Below are 19,225 nucleotides of genomic sequence, written 5' to 3' on the forward strand. Positions count from 1 at the left end.
ATGGAAGAAGATATTTCAATTATAAATAGCAATACTAGAAATGAAAAAGTTAGAAACTTTTTTATTAATAATAAAAATAAAATTATCTCAACAGTAGTAATTTTGATTATTATTTTAATTGGAGCTTACAGTTTTGATAAATATAAAACTAATAAAAAAAGAGAAATATCTAATAAATTTAACTTAACTACTTTAGCCTACGCAGAAAATACTAAAAATAAAACAGTTCAAAATTTAATTGAAATTATTAACAAACAAGACCCAACTTATTCTCCTTTATCTTTGTATTTTATTATCGATAATGAATTAGTTTCCAATCAAAGTGATATAAATAACTATTTTGATATTCTGATTGAAAAAACATCTTTAGATAATGAAATAAAGAACTTAATTATCTATAAAAAAGCTTTATTTAACGCTGATCAAGCTCAAGAAAGTGATCTATTAAAAATTTTAAACCCATTGATTAATTCTAAAAGTGTATGGAAATCACATGCTTTGTATTTAATGGCTGAGTATTTTTATTCAAAAGATCAAAAACAAAAATCAAAAGAATTTTTCAATCAAATAATCAGTTTAGAAAACTCAAATTCAGATATAAAGTTACAAACTGAAAGAAGATTGAATAGAGATTTGAGTGAATAGATTAACCATATTAATATTATCATTATTTTTACTAAATAATTGCTCTCCTAATGAAGAATCGCGCATATGGAAAAATAAAGAAAAAAATTTAAATAATCAAAAAAATATCCAAAAAGTATTTTTAGAAGAGAAAAAAATTACTGAAGAATTTAATCAAGGAATAAAATTAGATCTTTCAAAAATTAAAACAAATAATAAAATTGTAGACAATAATAATGATTATGGGTCACAAGATTATAGTGGTTTAATTAATAAAATAGGTAATTATAGATTTTCAAAAATAGAGAATGTAAATCAACTTAACTTTAAACCAATCTTTTTTGATAATGGTTTGATATTTTTTGATAAAAAAGGATCAATTTCTAGATATGATAATAAACAAAAGGTTTTGTGGAAAAAAAATCATTATTCAAAATCTGAAAAAAAATTAAAACCTAAATTAGATTTTGCTTTATCAGGTGAAGATTTATTAATTGTAGACAATATAGCGAAATATTATTCAGTAAATGTTACTACAGGTGCATTAAATTGGTCCAATAACAACATGTATCCATTTAACTCTGAAATAAAAATTAAAAAAAACAAATTTTTTGTAGTTGATTATAAAAATACTTTAAGATGTTACAATATTATCGATGGTACAGAATGTTGGAATTTACAAACAGAAGACTCGTTTACAATATCTAACTCTAAATTTTCATTAATTATAATTGATGATAATATTATATTCAGTAATTCCATAGGTGATATTACAGCAGTTGATATAGAAACAGGGTTGATAACATGGCAGTTACCCACGCAAAGCAGTAATATTATAAATGAAACCTATAGATTCAAAATTTCAAAATTAGTTTCTGATGGTAAATCAATCTTCTTTTCAAATAATAAAAATCAATTTTATTCATTAGATGCTAAAACAGGGATAATAAATTGGATTAATGAGATTAATTCAAACTTAACTCCAATAACAATTGGAAATTTACTTTTTACCGTATCTAATAATGGCTACTTATATGTAGTTGAAAAGAATAAAGGAAATATTATTCGTATCACTGATCTTTATATAAACTATAAGGCTAAAAAACGAAAAGATATTAATCCAGTAGGATTTGCCATTGGTAATACACAATTATATTTAACAAATACAGATGGAAAAATGATAATTGCAGAACTAGATCTCGGTAATGTAATTGGTATTGAAAAAATTTCAGGAGATTTTACATCAAAACCTTTTATCTTTAATCAAAATTTATTTGTTATTAAAAACGGATCCATCATTCAGTATAATTAAGAATGTTCTTGAAATTTTTAGATAAAATTGGAAGAAAAAAAATTGTTTTAGACCGTGGACCCTCCCACCCAAGATATAACGAGGCTAAACCTTGGTTAAATAGATATTATGTTTTGTTTAGATATAGACCTAAATGGTTTCCATTTAACATTTTAATTCATGAAATGCTTGCAGACGACCATGGTGAAGGTGTTCACAATCATCTATGTCCTTACATTACTATTATTTTAAGAGGAGGATATTGGGAAACTACCAAAAAAGGCAAGTTTTGGAGAAGACCTGGCTACATAGGATTTCGTTCTGCAAATGTTCATCATAGAGTAGACTTAAAAGAAGATACAAAACCGATGACAATTTTTATTTCTGGTCCTTTTGGTTTACGAAAAGGTTCTAGATCAGAATATGGTATCGATTTCAAAACTAAAAAAAATTAATGGTAAAAAAATTTCAAAAAGAATTTATATCGTATTGCAATAATCAACAATTAGAAGTTAATTCAAATCAAATAGAAGTTATTAAGAGATTAGAGCAATACCACCAAGGAAATTTTCAATCTTATTTTTCAAAATTGTTTTTAAAAAAATCGTCTAAAAAAGGTTTTTATTTATATGGTGATGTTGGTGTAGGTAAAACCATGATTTTAAATTTTTTTTTTGATCATTTAAAAGAAAAAAAGTTAAGATTACACTTCAACGAGTTTATGTTGAGTTTTCATGACTTTGTTTATCAAAAAAAAGAAAAAGAAGAAAATATAATCAATCAATTTGTAAAAAATTTAAAATTAAGGTCTTCATTAATTTATTTTGATGAATTTCAAGTCACAAATATAGTTGATGCTATGATTTTAGGAAAATTATTTGATCAAATTTTTAAAGAAGATATTAAAATTATTGTAACTTCTAATACTAAAATCTCTGAATTATATAAAGATGGTCTCCAAAGGGATCAATTTAAACCATTCATTAAGATTATGGAACAAAAGTCTATAGAATGTGAGCTTAAGATTGAAGACGATTATAGAAAATCAAACAATAATCAAAAACAAAGATATTTTTATCCACTTAATCAAGAAACTAATTTTAAAATAAATAAATTTTTTAGAACTATTACAAAAGATAAAAAACACTTGTTAAAAACAATCAATGTTAAAGGTAGAGATTTTAAAATAGAAAATTTTTATGAAGGAGTTGTAAGATTTAACTTTAATGAGTTATGTGATAAAAATTTAGGTGCAGAAGATTATTTAGAAATCATTAAAAATTGTAAATTTATTGTAATAGATCAAATACCACAATTTAATGATATTAATTCAAATCAACAACAACGTTTCATTACTTTATTAGATGTAATTTATGACAAAAATATTCCAATATCAGTTACAGCAAACCAAAACCTTGATGAATTTACCTCATCAAAATTATTAGAAAAACCATTTAAACGTACTATTAGCCGGTTGTATGAGCTAACATCAATTATCAAAAATCAATGAAACAAGAATTTTATAATCTTCAAATAGATACTAGTGGTCAAAAATTATATGAATTTACCAATCAAACAATTGAATGGATTAGCAAAAATAATTTTAAAAATGGAATACTTAATTTAAGTATTCAACACACCAGTGCATCTTTAATTGTACAAGAAAATGCTGACCCAGATGTTCAATCAGATTTAATAAATTATTTTGATAAATTAGCTCCTATGGATAACAAACTATATGTCCATACCAAGGAAGGAAAGGATGATATGCCTGCGCATATCAAGTCTGCATTAACCAATAATCAAATCTCATTAAGTATTAGAGAGGGTGAATTATTACTAGGTGCCTGGCAGGGCCTATATCTATTTGAACATCGTTTAAACCCTCAAAATAGAACAATAATTCATCATTTTATTGGGAATTAATCTATTTAAATGCTTATTTTTTTAAGGTCTTAAAGGCATCTAGAGCAGAGGCTCTAGCTTTTTCATGAATAACTATTGGTTGTGGATAATCTTTTCCAATAATTGTTTTGATCGCTTGTTGGTATTTTAATTCCATTTCCCAAGGCTTATGAACAAATTTATTTGGCACTTTATCTAATTCTGGCACCCATTTTTTTACATAAAGTCCTTCTTTATCAAATTTTTCTCCCTGTAAGATTGGATTAAAAATTCTAAAATAAGGTGCAGCATCCGCACCACAGCCAGCAACCCACTGCCACTGCGCAACATTATTTGCTTTATTAAAATCTAACAAACAATTTCTGAAATGTTTTTCTCCTTCAGTCCAATTAATTCTCAAATGTTTAACTAAAAAAGATCCAACTACCATACGAACCCTATTATGCATCCAGCCAGTTTCGTATAATTCTCTCATACCTGCATCAACTATTGGATAACCAGTCATTCCTGTTTTCCATGCTTTAAGATATTTATCATTTTTGACCCAAGGAAATTTATCAAAATCTTTCCTATAATTACCTTTCAAAAATTCTGGAAAATAATTAATTAAACTATGTGAAAATTCTCTCCACCCAAGTTCATTAATATATTTTCTGTAACCAATTCCTTTAGATTTGATTTCACCACATTTTTTCCAAATACTTGCTACATGAATTTGACCGTGTTTAATATAAGGTGAAAGTTTTGAAGTTCCTTCAACTGAGGGAATGTCTCTTGTAGTTCCATAGTCTTTAATTTTACTCTCTATTAAATCATTTAAAATTTTTTTTGAATTACTCTCAGAAATTTTCCAGTATTTATCAAATTTTTTATACCAATTGTTTTTGGGTAAAATATTTTTTGGTTCAATACAGTTTTTAAAAAAAGTTTTTTCTTTAGTCTTTTTTTTAACAATATAATTTTTAGCAGGAGCTAAACTTAAATATTTTTGCTCAGCAGTTCGCCAAAAGGGAGTAAATACTTTGAAGGGTGTTCCATCATTTTTAGTTACTTCCTGAAATTCATTTAAAATATTTCCTTTGAAATATTTAAAGTTAATTTCATTTTTTATAAAAACATCTCTAATTTTTTTTCCTTTAGCAATTACATCTGGTTCGTAAACTTTATTCCAATATACTGTAAGATTGTCTTTTTTTTTGATCTTAGAGAAAACATCCAATTCATCACTCTTAACTATTTGAAGATTGATATTATATTTTGATAAGTCTGTTTTAAAAACTTCTAATGATTTTGAGACCCACCATTTTTGAGCTTCAGTTTGATTATCAAAATTTTTATTATTATAGATAAATAGAGCAATTACATTGTCATGATTTTGAGTTGCAAATGACAATGCAGGATTATTTTCTATTCTAAAATCATCTCTTATCCAAAAAATCCCTGTATCTGGCATACAATTAATTTTGATTAACTAATTTTTGGTACATTTCTTGATCTGTATCACCCTCACAACCAATAACTAAAACATTTGAATTTTGATCTAATTTTAAATTTTGTTTTAAATTTTGATCCTCACAACTAGCAATTAAGCTAATCACTCCTGGTGCAGAATTTTCTCCAGCTATAATAGGTTCATCACTAAAACCTGAGTTTCCAAGTAATTTCATAGTTTTTGCAATATCATCATCGGGTAAACTGATGCAATGTTTAACTGAATTTTTTAGAATTTCCCATGGGACTAATGATACTTCTCCACACGACATACCACCCATAAGACTTTCTCTTTTAATATCAATTTTTTCTATTTTTCCTGTTTTAATACTTTCTAAAACACAAGCTGCACTATCAGGTTCAACAACCAATGTAACAGGAACGTTATCTAAGTACCTTGCAATACCAGCAACCATAGCGCCAGCCATTCCACCAACACCTGCCTGTAAAATCATATGAGAAATTTTTTCATTGTTAATTTGATCAATAATTTCTTTCATCATAACTGTGTAACCAGCCATAGTGTATGTTGGAACTTGCATATAATTTTTCCAAGCAACATCTTGTACTATTTGCCAATTATTTTCTGTGGATTGCTTAATGCATTCTATTAGTGATTTTTCGTAATTGCCTTTTACTTTAATTACATCTGCACCAAGGTCTGCCATAGCTTGACCTCTAGCATCACTAACAAACTCACTAATAAAGATTTTACACTTAAGTCCTAATCTTCTAGCACCCCATGCAACAGATCTTCCATGATTTCCAGCAGTTGCAGTTGCAACAGTGATATTTTTATTTCCTTGTGTTACTTTTTCAACTGCATAGGCACCTCCCAGTGCTTTAAATGATTTTAAATCAAATCTTTTACTTTCATCTTTGTAATAAATTTTATTTAAATCTAACTCATTAGATAATTTATTAAGAGATATTAATGGAGTAGGGGCATATCCTTCCCATTTTGAAATACTAGAATAAGCATCATCAATTTCTTTTTCGGATAGTGAATTGAAAATTTGTTTTTTATCAAACGAATAATTTTTATTATCTAAAAATTCAGAATACTTCCATTGATGACCATTAGATAAAGTTGCCATAATCTAACAGTCTAAAGTATTATCTTTTTCCCACTTAGTGACTGGTTTTTTCTTATTAAATGAAAACTTACTCTTAAAGTCTTTTATCTCAGAATTTTTAAGCTTTATGTAGCTTTCAATTACATCTTTTCCAAAGGCATCAGCAAGAGATTTACTTTTTTGAAGCATAGAAATTGCTTGATTAACATCATTAGGTAATTTTTTTAGTTTTGGATATTTTTTATAATCCTTGTACATATTGCAATGTAATGGTTTTCCAGGATTTAATTTTTTATTAATTCCTTCAAGACCTGCAGCAATTATTCCTGCTTGAAGTAAATATGGGTTGGCAGCACCATCCATTAATCTTAATTCAAATCTTCCTTGATCTGGAATTCTAATCATGTGTGTTCTGTTATTTCCTGTATAAGAAATGCTACTTGGCGACCAAGTTGCACCAGACTTTGTCGGTGGAGCATTAATTCTTCTGTAACTATTGATTGTTGGATTAAAAAAGGCTGATAAAGCTTGAGTATTGTTCATTACGCCTCCTAAGAAATTGTAAGCTAATTTACTTAAACCAAGCGTATCTTTTTTATCTAAAAATTTATTATCTTTACCATTCCATACTGAAACGTGAGCATGACAACCGTTTCCAGTTAAATTATGAAAGGGTTTTGGCATGAAGGTTGCTCTTAAACCATGTTTTTCAGCTAAACTTTTAACCATATATTTAAAAAATACATGTCTATCAGCTGTAATTAATGAATCTGTATAATCCCAATTCATCTCAAATTGACCATTAGCGTCTTCATGATCATTTTGATAGGGCTTCCAGCCCATTGTAATCATGCAGTCACATATCTCTTTAATTAAATCATATCTTCTCATTAAAGCTGATTGATCATAACAAGGCTTAGATTGAATATCTCTTTGATCAGCAATTGACGATCCATCCTCTGAAATTAAAAAATATTCACATTCAACTCCAGACTTCATCTGTAATTTTTTTTGAGACATCTTTTTAATTTGCTCTTTCAGCATCACTCTTGGTGAAGCCTTTACAGGTTTTCCGTCCATGTATAAATCTGATGCCAGCCAACCAATTTCTTTATTCCATGGTAATTGAATTAAACTATCAGGATCAGGCACTCCAAACATGTCACTGTCAGCAGGTGTCATGTCTAACCATGTAGCAAACCCAGCAAAGCCAGCTCCATTTTTTTGCATCTCACTTATGGCTTGAGCTGGAACTAATTTAGATCTTAAAACTCCAAAAAGATCAACAAAACTTATTAGAAAATATTTTATTTTTTTTTGTTTGGCAATTTGTGAAAGATTTTTTGGCATGATTAATCCTACTTGTTTAAAAAGTTTTATTCAATTATTTTTTTCCAGGTATCCAATCTGTGCCAGCTAGAGGAACTCTTGCCATAGCAGCGGCCTCAACTGTTAGGGCAGCTAGATCTTCAGGTTCTAAGTTTCTAACATCTGATTTACCATTAGCTCTAGCTAACGTTTGCAACTCTAGGGTTAAAGTTGTTAAATAATTTTTAATTCTTTTACCAGCTTCAATTGGGTTTAATCTTTTTTCTAGTTTAGGATCTTGTGTTGCAACACCTACTGGACATCTTCCTGTATGACAGTGATGACAATAACCAGGTTCGGTTCCAAGTTTTTTATAATCTTCAACATATAAGTCAGCATTACAGTTTAAAGCCATCATTGCAGCAGAGCCGATTGATACAGCATCTGCACCCATTGCCATTGCTTTTGCAACATCTGCACCAGTTCTAATACCACCCGAAACAACAAGCTGAACTTTTCTATGCATATTTAATTCTTTTAAAGCATCAACAGCTTCTCTTAATGCACCTAAGGTTGGAATTCCAACGTGTTCAATAAAAACATCTTGAGTAGCAGCTGTTCCACCTTGCATTCCATCAAGTACAACAACATCTGCACCAGCTTTTACAGCTAATGTGGTATCGTAAAAAGGTCTTGCAGCTCCAACTTTTATATAAATTGGTTTTTCCCAATTTGTAATTTCTCTAAGTTCTTGAATTTTAATTTCTAAATCATCTGGGCCAGTCCAGTCAGGATGTCTACAAGCACTTCTTTGATCAATTCCTTCTGGCAAGGCTCTCATTCCTGCAACTCTTTTATTAATTTTTTGACCGAGCAACATTCCACCACCACCAGGTTTTGCTCCTTGTCCAACTACAACTTCAATAGCGTCCGCTTTTCTTAAATCATCAGGATTCATGCCATATCTAGAAGGTAGTAATTGATAAACTAAATATTTTGAAGAACCTCTCTCTTCTTGTGTCATACCACCATCACCAGTAGTTGTTGAGGTTCCCATTGCAGATGCTCCTCTGCCTAAAGCTTCTTTTGCATTAGCACCGAGTGCTCCAAAACTCATCCCAGCAATTGTAATTGGAATATCTAGTTTGATCGGTTTTTTTGCAAATCGATCTCCTAAAATAACTGAAGTGTTACATGTTTCTCTGTAACCTTCTAATGGGTACCTGGACATCGATGCGCCTAAAAAAACAAGATCATCAAAATCAGGAACTTTTCTTTTAGCACCCAATCCTCTTATTTGATAAATCCCTTCGTTTGCTGCTCTTTGAATTTCTTTTATTGTAGAGCTTGGAAATGTTTTAAATTCTTTAAGATCTTTTTTCATATTTAGTATGCACCCACATTATCAATTTTAAAATTATATAAATTTCTAGCAGAACCATATCTTTTAAATTTTTTAGGATCTTCTGAAATATTGAGTTTTTTAAATAGTTTTGTTAATTCATCTATATTCTTTTTATCCATTTTCTTTTCCACACAATCTGCACCTAAGCTTTTAACATTACCTTTTACAAATATCTTAGCTTCATAAATTGAGTCTCCAAGATCAGCATCTGCATCACCCATTACAACTAAATTACCTTTTTGTGCCATAAAAGCTGACATATGGCCAACAGAACCTTTAACTACTATATCAATTCCTTTCATTGATATTCCACATCTAGAGCTTGCATCTCCTTCTATAATTAATGCACCCCCATGACCTGTGGCACCAGCTGATTGAGAGGCGTTACCTTTAACAACAATTTTACCTGACATCATATTTTCAGCCACACCAGTTCCAACGTTTCCATGAACTGTAACAGTTGCTTTTTGATTCATGCCTGCACAGTAATATCCTGTATGACCTTTGACTGTTACATCAATATCATCTTTCAAACCTGCACATATAGCGTGTTGTCCTTGAGGGTTTAAAATTTCGAACTTTCTAGTATTTTTTTTTCTATCAACATTTTGTAGATGTTGATTTACTTCTCTTAAAGTTTTTTTGTTTAAATCAAAGTTCATAAATTACCAGTGATATACTACACCAGGTTTTGGTTCAAAAATTTTTGCTGAATTTACATTTGGAAGATGCGCCATAGCTTGAAACTCAGATGCAACCGCAACATAATCTTTAGTCTCAGCAACAACAGCTGGCTTGCAAGCAATTTCATCTCTCAATAATGCAAAGCCATCTTTTGTACCTGCAATAAAAGTATAAAACCCATCTAAATCTTTTAAACTATTTTTTAATGTTTTTTCTAAGTCCTTACCTTTTGATATTTGATTTGAAATATATCCAGCAGCAACCTCAGTATCATTTTCAGAATTAAAGCTTTGACCATCTTTTACAAGAGATCTTCTTACATTATTATGATTTGATAGTGATCCATTATGAACCAAACATTCATCTTCTGATGTGGAGTAGGGGTGAGAACCTTGTGTAGTTATTGCACTTTCAGTAGCCATTCTTGTATGACCAATTCCATGCGTACCTGAAAAAGAGGATAATTTAAATTTTTTAACAACATCTTTTGGGTTACCAGTTTGTTTGAAAATATTTATACTTTTTCCGTAACCTACTAACGATACTTCTGAAGTCTCTTTTTTTAATAAATCTAATATTTTAGAGGGTTTTTCGTTAGTTTCTAAAATAACATGATCCGCATAACTAGTTAACTTAATCTTCTTTATAAATTTTGATATTTTCTTTTTGAAATCTTTTTCTTTTATTTCATTAAGACAGATAGAATATTTAAAAGTATTTTTATTTTCTTTCGTGTAAATCGCAAAACCTGCACTATCAGGTCCTCTTGTTGCCATACCATCTAACATTCCAGATAAAAATTTACCTAAATGTTTTTCATATTTTTTTGTTTTTAAATAAATGCCAACAATCCCACACATAAGTTTTGGTTTAGTTTATTAAAGAAATTATAAAACCCTTATAGTAGATAAGATTGACCACAACAATGATGATAATAGCCGCTATCACTCCATATTTAGCTTTAGGAAATAAAACACCTCTCATTTTAGTAGGTCTAAGATCTTCGTTATTATTATCGCTCATTTATATAGATTATAAAAAAAAGGGCGCCACAATCAAGTAGCGCCCAAATTTTTATTTTATATTACCAATCGGTAATATTGCTTTTATGATCATTAGCACCATGTCTTTTTCTAGCCAATTTTGAAAGTTCCTCACTCTCAGAATTGTTAGTAATAACATGCCAACCAATCCAGATAACTATACCTAAAATAACCAGTAAAGTTTCACTAGATCCAGCTCCCGGATAAACTGCACCGACAACCTCCTTAGCACTTAAATGATCTATCCAGTTTGTAACTGTAGCCATATTTTTCTCCTTTACCTAGTTGCAGATGAAACTGCTCGTTCATCTTTTTTAGCAGATTCCATCATATCATAGTCTAGTCCAGCTATTTCAACATCACGCGGTATTCTTAATTTACCAAATGCGCTTAGTATCTTAGCTATGACATAGCCTGGTATTAGTCCAAGAACTACGAACATTATTATTGCTCCTAGAAATTGACCTAATGGATTGATTGATGCATAAGTTGATCCGTCCCACATAGCGCCAACACTGTAACCAGATGATGGGTAACCATTTAAAACAAATCCACATATGATAAGACCAACAACACCAGCATAACCATGTACTGCTACTGCACCAACTGCATCATCAATTTTGAACTTACGTTCAACCCAGTAATGTAGTTTGTATGCAACAACAACACCGATCATACCGATAATCATTGCTTGAATTGGATGATACAAATCATTTCCAGCTGAAGCACAGATGATACCTGCTAGTCCACTTGAGTAAGTCCAAAAAGGATCACCTTTGGCGATCACATATCCAGCTAATAATCCTCCTGATAATGACATCAAGAAGTTATAAGTTATACCACTAAGTGTAGTAGGGGTTACATATATGTTTGTAGCTGTCCAGTATGTTACACCTTCCATTCCATACTCAGGTCCAAGATCAAATATCGGTATATTACATGCCGCATAAAATCCCCAGAAACCAGTATAGATTAAAAACAACCCAACTGTAACTAGCCAAGGATTTCTTGGTCCTATATTTCTTGGCTCACCACTTGATGAGAATTTTCCAATTCTAGGTCCTAAAACCATTAGAACACCTAAAGCAAATCCACCCGCAATTGCGTGAATTACTCCTGATGCATAAGCATCGTGATATCCTAAAATTTTAAGCATCCAGCCATCAAAGTGCCATCCCCAAGCAGCATCAATTACCCAGAAACACGAACCTATTGCAATTGCTAAAATTCCAAATGCAAAAGTTGTAATTCTTTCAATGATTGCTCCTGAAACAATAGAAGCAGCTGTCCATGAAAATAGTAAGAACGCAGCCCAGAATACTCCAGATATGTGGTCACCTAAGTTAACCGCCATAAATTCAGTATTTGGTGCATACCATTTAGCACTAAAAGTACTTTCATCGGTTATCAATGCAGCACTTTCATTCATTATTGAAGGTGCAATTCCAGGTCCTGTTGGAAATGCCCAGTAAATCCACCAACCAAAGAAAAACCAAGTTACTGTTACCAAAGGTATCAGCATTGTATTTTTCATAAGAGTATGTTGGTGATGTTTGTATCGAGAAGCTCCAACTTCATACATACAGAAACCGACGTGAATTAAAAACATCAGTACCACTGTTACCCAGTAGTAAAATTCTGTAAATATGGTTGTAAGAGCACCTAACTGATCAGTCATAATCTCTCTCCCATATTAGTTTAATGGAAGCCTATAAAATTTTGTAAGGTGTGACAAACAAAACAATACTTAAAAACCTAGCGTGAACACTAGGTTTTTAATTAAATATCAACTTAAGATTGTTTTATTAGAATTTTAAGTAAGCTTTTTTCAAATCAACAAGAGGATGTTTTGGAGACATTTGAAACTTAACCAAAAGTTCTCTTGCAATCATATCTCTATCTTGTTGGTTGTTAGGAAGTTTAATAGATTTTGGAATAGTAACCCAGCCATTTGCGTTTCTACAAAATACAGCTGGTTTTCCTTCTTCATAACCCATATGAACATCTTCTAACCAGTTAAGATCATCCCAACCCATAGCTTCTACATATTTTTTAAGAAATGGAGTAATTCTTTTATAATCAGGAAGTAAGTTTACATCATATCTATAACCAATATGTTGGCCAATTAGTTTTTCTCTTGCTGTTTCTTTAAAAGTACCAAGCTTTAGTTTTTTCTCTTTTTTAACTTTGCTTTTTGCTTTTGTTTTTTTTGTTTTTTTCTTAGCCATAGTTACCTCTATATTTTGTGATAGTTATCAACACCAACTGTATAGTTTGTTCCAGCTAATGGAACTTTTGCTAAAGCAGATGCTTCCGTAGTTAATGCAGCTAAATCTTCAGGCTCTAAAGAGTGAATATTAGTTTTACCACATGCTCTTGCTAAAAGTTGAGCTTCTAACGTCATTGAATGAAGATAGTTGTAAACTCTAAGTGCAGCATCATCAGGATTTAATCTTGCTCTTAGTTTAGGGTCTTGTGTTGCAACACCAACTGGACAACGACCAGTATGACAGTGATAACATTCACCAGCTTTTACACCCATTTCTTTTTCAAAGTTAGCTTCTGGGATATCTTTATTACAGTTTAAGGCGATCATTGATCCAGTACCTATTGCAATTGCATCAGCACCTAACGCTAAAGCTTTTGCCATATCAGCACCATCTCTTACACCACCTGCATAAATTAAAGTAACTTTACCAGTTTTACCCACATCGTCGATTGCTCTTCTTGCTTCTCTGATAGCAGCTATTCCTGGAATACCAGTATTTGCAGCTGCGATATGAGGTCCTGCACCAGTTGAACCTTCCATTCCATCTAAGTAGATAGAATCTGGATCACATTTTGCAGCCATACGAACATCATCATAAACTTTTGATGCACCAAGTTTTAACTGAATTGGCACTTTGTTTTTTGTTAATTGTCTTAATTCTTCAACTTTTAAAGCTAAATCATCTGGACCTAACCAGTCAGGGTGTCTAGCAGGTGATCTTTGATCGATACCTGAAGGTAATGATCTCATCTCAGCTACTTGGTCAGTTACTTTTTGACCCATTAAGTGTCCACCCATTCCAACTTTTTGACCTTGACCAATGAAAACTTCAATTCCATCTGCAAGTTGAGCGTGATGTGGATTAAAACCGTATCTTGATTGAATACATTGGTAGTACCATTTTTCAGAATATCTTCTTTCATCAGGTATCATTCCACCTTCTCCTGAACAAGTTGCACTACCAGCCATAGTAGCTCCTCGTGCTAAAGCAGTTTTTGCTTCATAAGAAAGTGCTCCAAAACTCATACCAGTAATGTAAACAGGTATATCAAGTTCAATTGGGTTTTCACATCTTGGTCCAATTACAGTCTTAGTTTCACATTTTTCTCTGTAACCTTCGATTACAAATCTTGTAAGTGTTCCAGGTAGAAAAACTAGATCATCAAATGTTGGAATTTTTTTCATTAATGCCATTCCACGCATTCGGTATCTGCCTAACTGAGATTTGATATGAATATCGTCTATTACTTCAGGAGTAAAAATAGCATTATGACCTAATAAACTTTTATTTCTTTTCCCATCTTCATATGCATGAACGTCTGCTTTTCCACCAACGCCCTTACCATTTTTTTTTGTTTTTTTCTTAGGCATTAAATTGCTCCTTTCTTCTCTGTAGGTTCTAAATTATCGTAATTCCAAAGTTTTTTACCAGCTACAATTTTTTTCATTTTACTTACATCAAAATTTTCACCGATTTCTGCAACTTTTAATTTTCGTTTTAACCAGTCTTGGTCACTTTTTGAAAGATCAGCATCAACAGCATCACTACCATATGAGCCAATACTTCCGCCAACAAAAATAGTACCATCATACATAGAGTCACCTAAATTTATTCCAACATCCCCAAGAATAATTATTCTACCTCTTTGCATCATGAAACCTGTAAATGCACCAGCGTCACCACCAACAATAATAGTTCCACCTTTCATATCAATACCAGTTCTAGCACCAACACTACCTTTGCAAATTAAGTCTCCACCTCTGATAGCTGCTCCAAAACATGATCCTGCATTTTTTTCGATTACAACTTTACCAGCCATTAAGTTTTCAGCACAAGACCAACCAACTCTACCATTAATTCTAACAGTAGGGCCATCACATGAACCCATACCAAAATAACCTAAACTTCCTTCAAAAATTAAGTTTAATTTATTCAAAATTCCAACACCTAAACTATGTTTTCCTTGTGGGTTTTTAATAACAATAGTTCCATAACCTTGACTCATTAAATTATCGATTTCCTTATTAGCTTCTGGGGCCGACATATCTTTTACATCAAGATCTGTTCTTTTATTAAAATCAACATCATAAGTACCAAAGTAATAAAAGTTTTCAGCTTCATCAGGGTTAAAAAACTTTTGTTGAGTTCTTCCTGTTAAAACTTCGCTGTGCATACCCATTGACTGGGCTTTTGATTTTTTCTCGCTTGTTTTTAGATTTGCCATACTTTTACCTCTCCATCAAATGGATCATATGTATCAATTTCTTGCGGTAAAACTGATCTGATCGCTATTTCTTCTGAACCCATTGCAACTAAATCATCTGACTCGTAGAGCACTAGTGGCTTTGCTGCCATAGTATCTTTTGCCATTCCTAACGAGTCACTTGTTGCAACAAAATAAGTGAATACTCCATCAAGTCCTGTTAAAGAGTCTCTCATACCTTCTTCAAGACTTGCTCCTTCTCTCATTTTTTGAGCAATATAAACTGCGATTAATTCTGAGTCACACTCAGACATAAATCTCATGCCTTTATTTTCTAATGCTCTTCTATTGTTCCAATAATTTGTAAGCTGTCCGTTATGAACCACTGATACATCGCTAAAAGGATAACCCCAAAAAGGATGGGCTGATTTAATATCAACACCAGATTCTGTTGCCATTCTAGCATGACCAATTGCATGAGTTCCAACAAGTTTATCTAATGAATATCTATCACAAACTGCTTTAGCATTTCCAAGATCTTTAATTACTTCCAGCGATTTTCCCATTGAAAGAATTTCAACTCCTGGGATACTTTCAATTTTTTGAGAAAAATCTAATAGATCTTTTTTATCATAAGAAATTTCATATCTTAGTGAATAGGGTAGAGTTCTTTCCTCTTTAAGAACTTTAGCCCCTAACTCTGCTAAATATTGATCTACTATCTTTTTTCTTTCATCGTAAACTGAAACATCTTCCATAATTGATGAACTTCCTTCACCAACATTTTCTCCAACTTTGAAACGCATGATAAAATTTTTACCATCTGTATCACCGTATAGAGCGTAACCTGTTGAGTCTTCACCTCTATGCTTTAATGCTTGAAGCATGCCTTGTAATTCACTTCCAACATTTGAGGATTTTCCTCTATGAATTAAACCTGCAATTCCACACATATATTTTACCCCTTTTATTTATTTTTAAGACCTACGGTAGACAATCAAGATAAGTGTCCAGATCCCATTGAGTTGTTGCACCTAAAAATCTTTCCCATTCATCATTTTTATACCAATGAAATACTTTGTACATTTCATCTGGCATAGCTGATTTAATAACCTCATCCTCAGCTAAACGGTCAAGTGCTTGACCAAGACTTAAAGGTAATTTTTTAACTTCTTTACCAGCTGCTTGAGCTTCGTACATACTTCTAGACTCTGGTTTTCCTGGATCAATGTTGTTTGATATCCCATCTTCAAAACATTTTAATAATCCTGAACCCATCAAGTAAGGATTATGCATCGAGTCAACTGAACGATATTCAAATCTTCCTGGTGCTGATACTCTTAATCCACAAGTTCTATTTTGATATCCCCAGTCTGCATAAACTGGTGCCCAAAAACCTGTATCCCATAATCTTCTATAAGAGTTTACTGTTGATGATCCGATAGCAGTCAAAGCACCCAAGTGTTTCATAACACCACCAATAGCTTTTAATCCAACTTTACCTGGTAACTGGACATCTTTAGTATCTGGCATAAAAGTATTTGTTCCACCCTCAACATAAGTAAATACTTCGTCCATTGCAGGGATAGATTTATGAGATAATTTATTAACTTTATCTTTTCCACCTTTCCACAAAGACATGTTGGTGTGACAACCACTTGCAGACACACCCATAAAAGGTTTTGTCATAAAGCAAGCAATCAAATTAAATTCTCTTGCAACTTGAGCACAAATTTGTCTATAAGTTGAAAGTCTGTCTGCATTTCTTAAAACATCATCATACATCCAGTTTAATTCTAATTGACCTGGTGCATCTTCATGGTCACCTTGAATCATATCAAGACCCATGGCTCTTGCATATTTCATTACTTGCATGAAAACAGGTCTTAAAGACTCAAATTGATCTATGTGATAACAATAGGGTTTAGAAAAACCTTTGCCAGTTGGCGTTCCATCTTCATTTTTAGTTAGCCACATCATTTCTGGTTCAGTTCCAACTCTTAACTGATATCCATGTTTTTTCTTAAATTCTTGAGCATGAATTCTTAGGTTTCCACGGCAATCTGAGGTTAAATGAGCACCTGGATTATCTCTTTCTTCTCTGTTTCTAAAACAAGTAACAAATACTCTTGCAACTTTTTTATCCCAAGGCAACTGACAAAAAGTTTCTGGATCTGGAATTCCAACTAATTCTTTTGCTTCTGGACCATACCCAATATAATTTCCGTGACGATCAACAAATAAGTTTGCTGTTGCACCATAAACTAATTGAAATCCTTTTTCACAAGTTCTTTCCCAGTGATCAGTAGGAATACCTTTACCTACAACTCTTCCAGTAACAGAAATAAATTGAAAAAAAATATATTCAATACCAAGTTCATTAATCTTAGCTCTAACTTGCTTTACTAACTTTGCTCTACCTGGTTGGTTAACGTGTTTGTCTAGATCAGTCATTATTTTCATCCCCCAATGAATTTTATTTACTCAAAGTTAGCTGAAAAACTTATTAGTGTCTAGGCTTGAAGTTTAACTCCAAGGGAACGGACTGTTCGATGTAGGGTGAAGTTCACCTTTCTCGTAACGGTTGAATCTAAACGGTTTCAATAAATCACTCTCAGTACCAAGAATTTCTTTTGCAACTAGTTCACCCACACCAATCATTTTATAACCGTGATTAGCATCAGCAATCATGTAAACGTTTTCTAAAAATCTATCAAAGATTGGAAATGAGTCTGGCGTCATACATCCAAGACCACCGGATGGTCCTTTTCTATAAAGATCTGATTTACCTTCAAATCTTTTTTGGCAATGAGCTAATGCAGAACACCACATATCATTAAATGCTTCAGTAGTTTGAAATTCTGGTGAGTCTAAACCGTATGGATCTACATTAACTTTATCAAAATGTTTATCAACTATGTATGGAGAAGTTCCACCTTGAACTCCCAAACCTTCAATATCAGGTTTATAATAAATTCCCCAAATTTCTTCTGTAATTAATTTTTTTGTTTTGTCTGAGTACAATGGCGCAGTAGAGTCAACGTGGATTACTGGTGGTTGTTTTCCATTATTCATTTTTAAAAAATCTGGCTCAACACCAATTACACCTTCTTGAAGCATCCAATATGTCCACATATCAGTTTCGTGAAACTTACCATCTTTGTCTTTAATATTAGCTTTCTTAGGAAGTTCTAACATGTTCCAAAAGTCTCTAGCCCATGGACCTGCTCCAACAACTACTTGTTCACACTCTATTGTACCTTTGTCAGTTTCAACTCCTGTAACTGCTTTACTATTACTGCCTCTTTTAAATCCTTTAACTGTTACACCCTTCATAACCTGGACTCCATTTGAAGTAGACTTATCTTCTAGTGCTCTAATTGAGTCTTTATTAAATGCGTACCCACCTTTTTTTTCATGAAGTACTGATGTGATTCCTTGAGCTTGCCAATCATCAAACATACCTTTCATGTAATCCATGCAATCTTTTTCACCTTCAATAAATTCTGATTCGTAACCAATTGCTTTTTGTTGTTCATAGATAGTTGCAACATCTTCGTGCATTACTTCTGGTGAAATTTGTAAATAACCTACTGGGTTATATTTAAATGCTTTAGGATCACTCTCCCAAACTGAAACTGAATGAGCCATTAGCTCTCTCATAGCTGGTTGAAAGTAATTGTTTCTAACAACACCACAAGCAATACCACTTGCACCAGCAGCAATATCATTTTTTTCTAAAACTATGATGTCACCAGGATTTTTATAAGTTTCTGAAAGTTTCCAGGCTGTACTTAAACCGTGAATACCACCACCTATAATTACTACTTTTGCTTTTGATGGTAACGTTGACATAACTAAACATTATTTTTTGAAACAAGATATTAATATAATTTTTTATAGAACTAAAAATTATATATAAAAA

At 31.9% G+C, this 19,225-nt stretch carries 20 protein-coding genes; 5 read left to right on the forward strand and 15 right to left on the reverse strand.

The window, feature by feature from the left end; translation table 11 throughout:
• The 5 genes from ACIJYG_RS01620 to ACIJYG_RS01640 are packed head-to-tail and all read left to right on the forward strand — an operon-like array spanning window position 1 to window position 3,841.
• Entirely contained in the window at window positions 1-645 is a 645-nt protein-coding gene (locus ACIJYG_RS01620; RefSeq protein WP_435097776.1) for a hypothetical protein, read from the forward strand.
• Window positions 638-1,936, forward strand: a complete 1,299-nt coding sequence (locus ACIJYG_RS01625; protein ID WP_435097779.1) for a PQQ-binding-like beta-propeller repeat protein — start codon at window positions 638-640, stop codon at window positions 1,934-1,936. Before ACIJYG_RS01620 ends, ACIJYG_RS01625 begins: the two co-directional genes overlap by 8 nt.
• 2 nt (window positions 1,937-1,938) lie before the next feature.
• On the forward strand, window positions 1,939-2,370 hold the full coding sequence (locus ACIJYG_RS01630; RefSeq protein ID WP_435097782.1) for a hypothetical protein: 432 nt from the start codon (window positions 1,939-1,941) through the stop codon (window positions 2,368-2,370).
• The gene (gene zapE / locus ACIJYG_RS01635; RefSeq protein ID WP_435097785.1) at window positions 2,370-3,425 is read left to right on the forward strand and encodes a cell division protein ZapE; all 1,056 of its coding nucleotides are present in this window, start codon (window positions 2,370-2,372) and stop codon (window positions 3,423-3,425) included. Before ACIJYG_RS01630 ends, zapE begins: the two co-directional genes overlap by 1 nt.
• A complete protein-coding gene (locus ACIJYG_RS01640) occupies window positions 3,422-3,841 on the forward strand; it encodes a secondary thiamine-phosphate synthase enzyme YjbQ (protein WP_435097788.1) in 420 nt (139 codons plus the stop codon). The genes zapE and ACIJYG_RS01640 overlap by 4 nt, the downstream gene beginning before the upstream one ends.
• A gap of 13 nt (window positions 3,842-3,854) precedes the next feature.
• Here ACIJYG_RS01640 and ACIJYG_RS01645 read toward each other — a convergent pair whose 3' ends face one another.
• The 15 genes from ACIJYG_RS01645 to ACIJYG_RS01715 all read right to left on the reverse strand — a co-directional run bounded on the left by ACIJYG_RS01645 (window position 3,855) and on the right by ACIJYG_RS01715 (window position 19,155).
• On the reverse strand, window positions 3,855-5,273 hold the full coding sequence (locus ACIJYG_RS01645; protein ID WP_435097791.1) for a cryptochrome/photolyase family protein: 1,419 nt from the start codon (window positions 5,271-5,273) through the stop codon (window positions 3,855-3,857).
• A 4-nt stretch (window positions 5,274-5,277) separates the two neighbouring features.
• Window positions 5,278-6,408, reverse strand: a complete 1,131-nt coding sequence (locus ACIJYG_RS01650) for a diaminopropionate ammonia-lyase (protein ID WP_435097794.1) — start codon at window positions 6,406-6,408, stop codon at window positions 5,278-5,280.
• A 3-nt stretch (window positions 6,409-6,411) separates the two neighbouring features.
• The gene (gene glnT, locus ACIJYG_RS01655; RefSeq protein WP_435097797.1) at window positions 6,412-7,737 is read right to left on the reverse strand and encodes a type III glutamate--ammonia ligase; all 1,326 of its coding nucleotides are present in this window, start codon (window positions 7,735-7,737) and stop codon (window positions 6,412-6,414) included.
• Window positions 7,738-7,771: 34 nt separating this feature from the next.
• Window positions 7,772-9,079, reverse strand: coding sequence for an FMN-binding glutamate synthase family protein (locus tag ACIJYG_RS01660; RefSeq protein WP_435097800.1), 1,308 nt, complete (start codon window positions 9,077-9,079; stop codon window positions 7,772-7,774).
• A 2-nt stretch (window positions 9,080-9,081) separates the two neighbouring features.
• Window positions 9,082-9,762 (reverse strand): protein glxC, encoded by a 681-nt coding sequence (locus ACIJYG_RS01665; RefSeq protein ID WP_435097803.1) that lies wholly within the window; start codon window positions 9,760-9,762, stop codon window positions 9,082-9,084.
• 3 nt (window positions 9,763-9,765) lie between these two features.
• Window positions 9,766-10,644, reverse strand: coding sequence for a class II glutamine amidotransferase (locus tag ACIJYG_RS01670; RefSeq protein WP_435097806.1), 879 nt, complete (start codon window positions 10,642-10,644; stop codon window positions 9,766-9,768).
• A 10-nt stretch (window positions 10,645-10,654) separates the two neighbouring features.
• Window positions 10,655-10,807, reverse strand: a complete 153-nt coding sequence (locus ACIJYG_RS01675) for a hypothetical protein (RefSeq protein WP_435097809.1) — start codon at window positions 10,805-10,807, stop codon at window positions 10,655-10,657.
• 61 nt (window positions 10,808-10,868) lie between these two features.
• Entirely contained in the window at window positions 10,869-11,093 is a 225-nt protein-coding gene (locus ACIJYG_RS01680) for a hypothetical protein (RefSeq protein WP_435088736.1), read from the reverse strand.
• An 11-nt stretch (window positions 11,094-11,104) separates the two neighbouring features.
• Entirely contained in the window at window positions 11,105-12,505 is a 1,401-nt protein-coding gene (locus ACIJYG_RS01685; protein WP_435088737.1) for an ammonium transporter, read from the reverse strand.
• A 127-nt stretch (window positions 12,506-12,632) separates the two neighbouring features.
• Window positions 12,633-13,055, reverse strand: coding sequence for a hypothetical protein (locus ACIJYG_RS01690; RefSeq protein ID WP_435097812.1), 423 nt, complete (start codon window positions 13,053-13,055; stop codon window positions 12,633-12,635).
• A gap of 8 nt (window positions 13,056-13,063) precedes the next feature.
• The gene (locus tag ACIJYG_RS01695; RefSeq protein ID WP_435097815.1) at window positions 13,064-14,467 is read right to left on the reverse strand and encodes an FMN-binding glutamate synthase family protein; all 1,404 of its coding nucleotides are present in this window, start codon (window positions 14,465-14,467) and stop codon (window positions 13,064-13,066) included.
• Entirely contained in the window at window positions 14,467-15,321 is an 855-nt protein-coding gene (locus ACIJYG_RS01700) for a GXGXG motif-containing protein (protein ID WP_435090767.1), read from the reverse strand. The genes ACIJYG_RS01695 and ACIJYG_RS01700 overlap by 1 nt, the downstream gene beginning before the upstream one ends.
• Window positions 15,309-16,253: a glutamine amidotransferase gene (locus ACIJYG_RS01705; protein WP_435097818.1), complete on the reverse strand. Its 945-nt coding sequence runs from the start codon at window positions 16,251-16,253 to the stop codon at window positions 15,309-15,311. The genes ACIJYG_RS01700 and ACIJYG_RS01705 overlap by 13 nt, the downstream gene beginning before the upstream one ends.
• A 31-nt stretch (window positions 16,254-16,284) precedes the next feature.
• A complete protein-coding gene (locus ACIJYG_RS01710) occupies window positions 16,285-17,754 on the reverse strand; it encodes a glutamine synthetase family protein (protein ID WP_435097821.1) in 1,470 nt (489 codons plus the stop codon).
• 72 nt (window positions 17,755-17,826) lie between these two features.
• A complete protein-coding gene (locus ACIJYG_RS01715) occupies window positions 17,827-19,155 on the reverse strand; it encodes an NAD(P)/FAD-dependent oxidoreductase (protein WP_435097824.1) in 1,329 nt (442 codons plus the stop codon).
• Window positions 19,156-19,225: the final 70 nt, after the last annotated feature.

It is taken from the genome of Candidatus Pelagibacter bacterium nBUS_27 (genome assembly GCF_051200985.1).
GTDB lineage: Bacteria > Pseudomonadota > Alphaproteobacteria > Pelagibacterales > Pelagibacteraceae > Pelagibacter.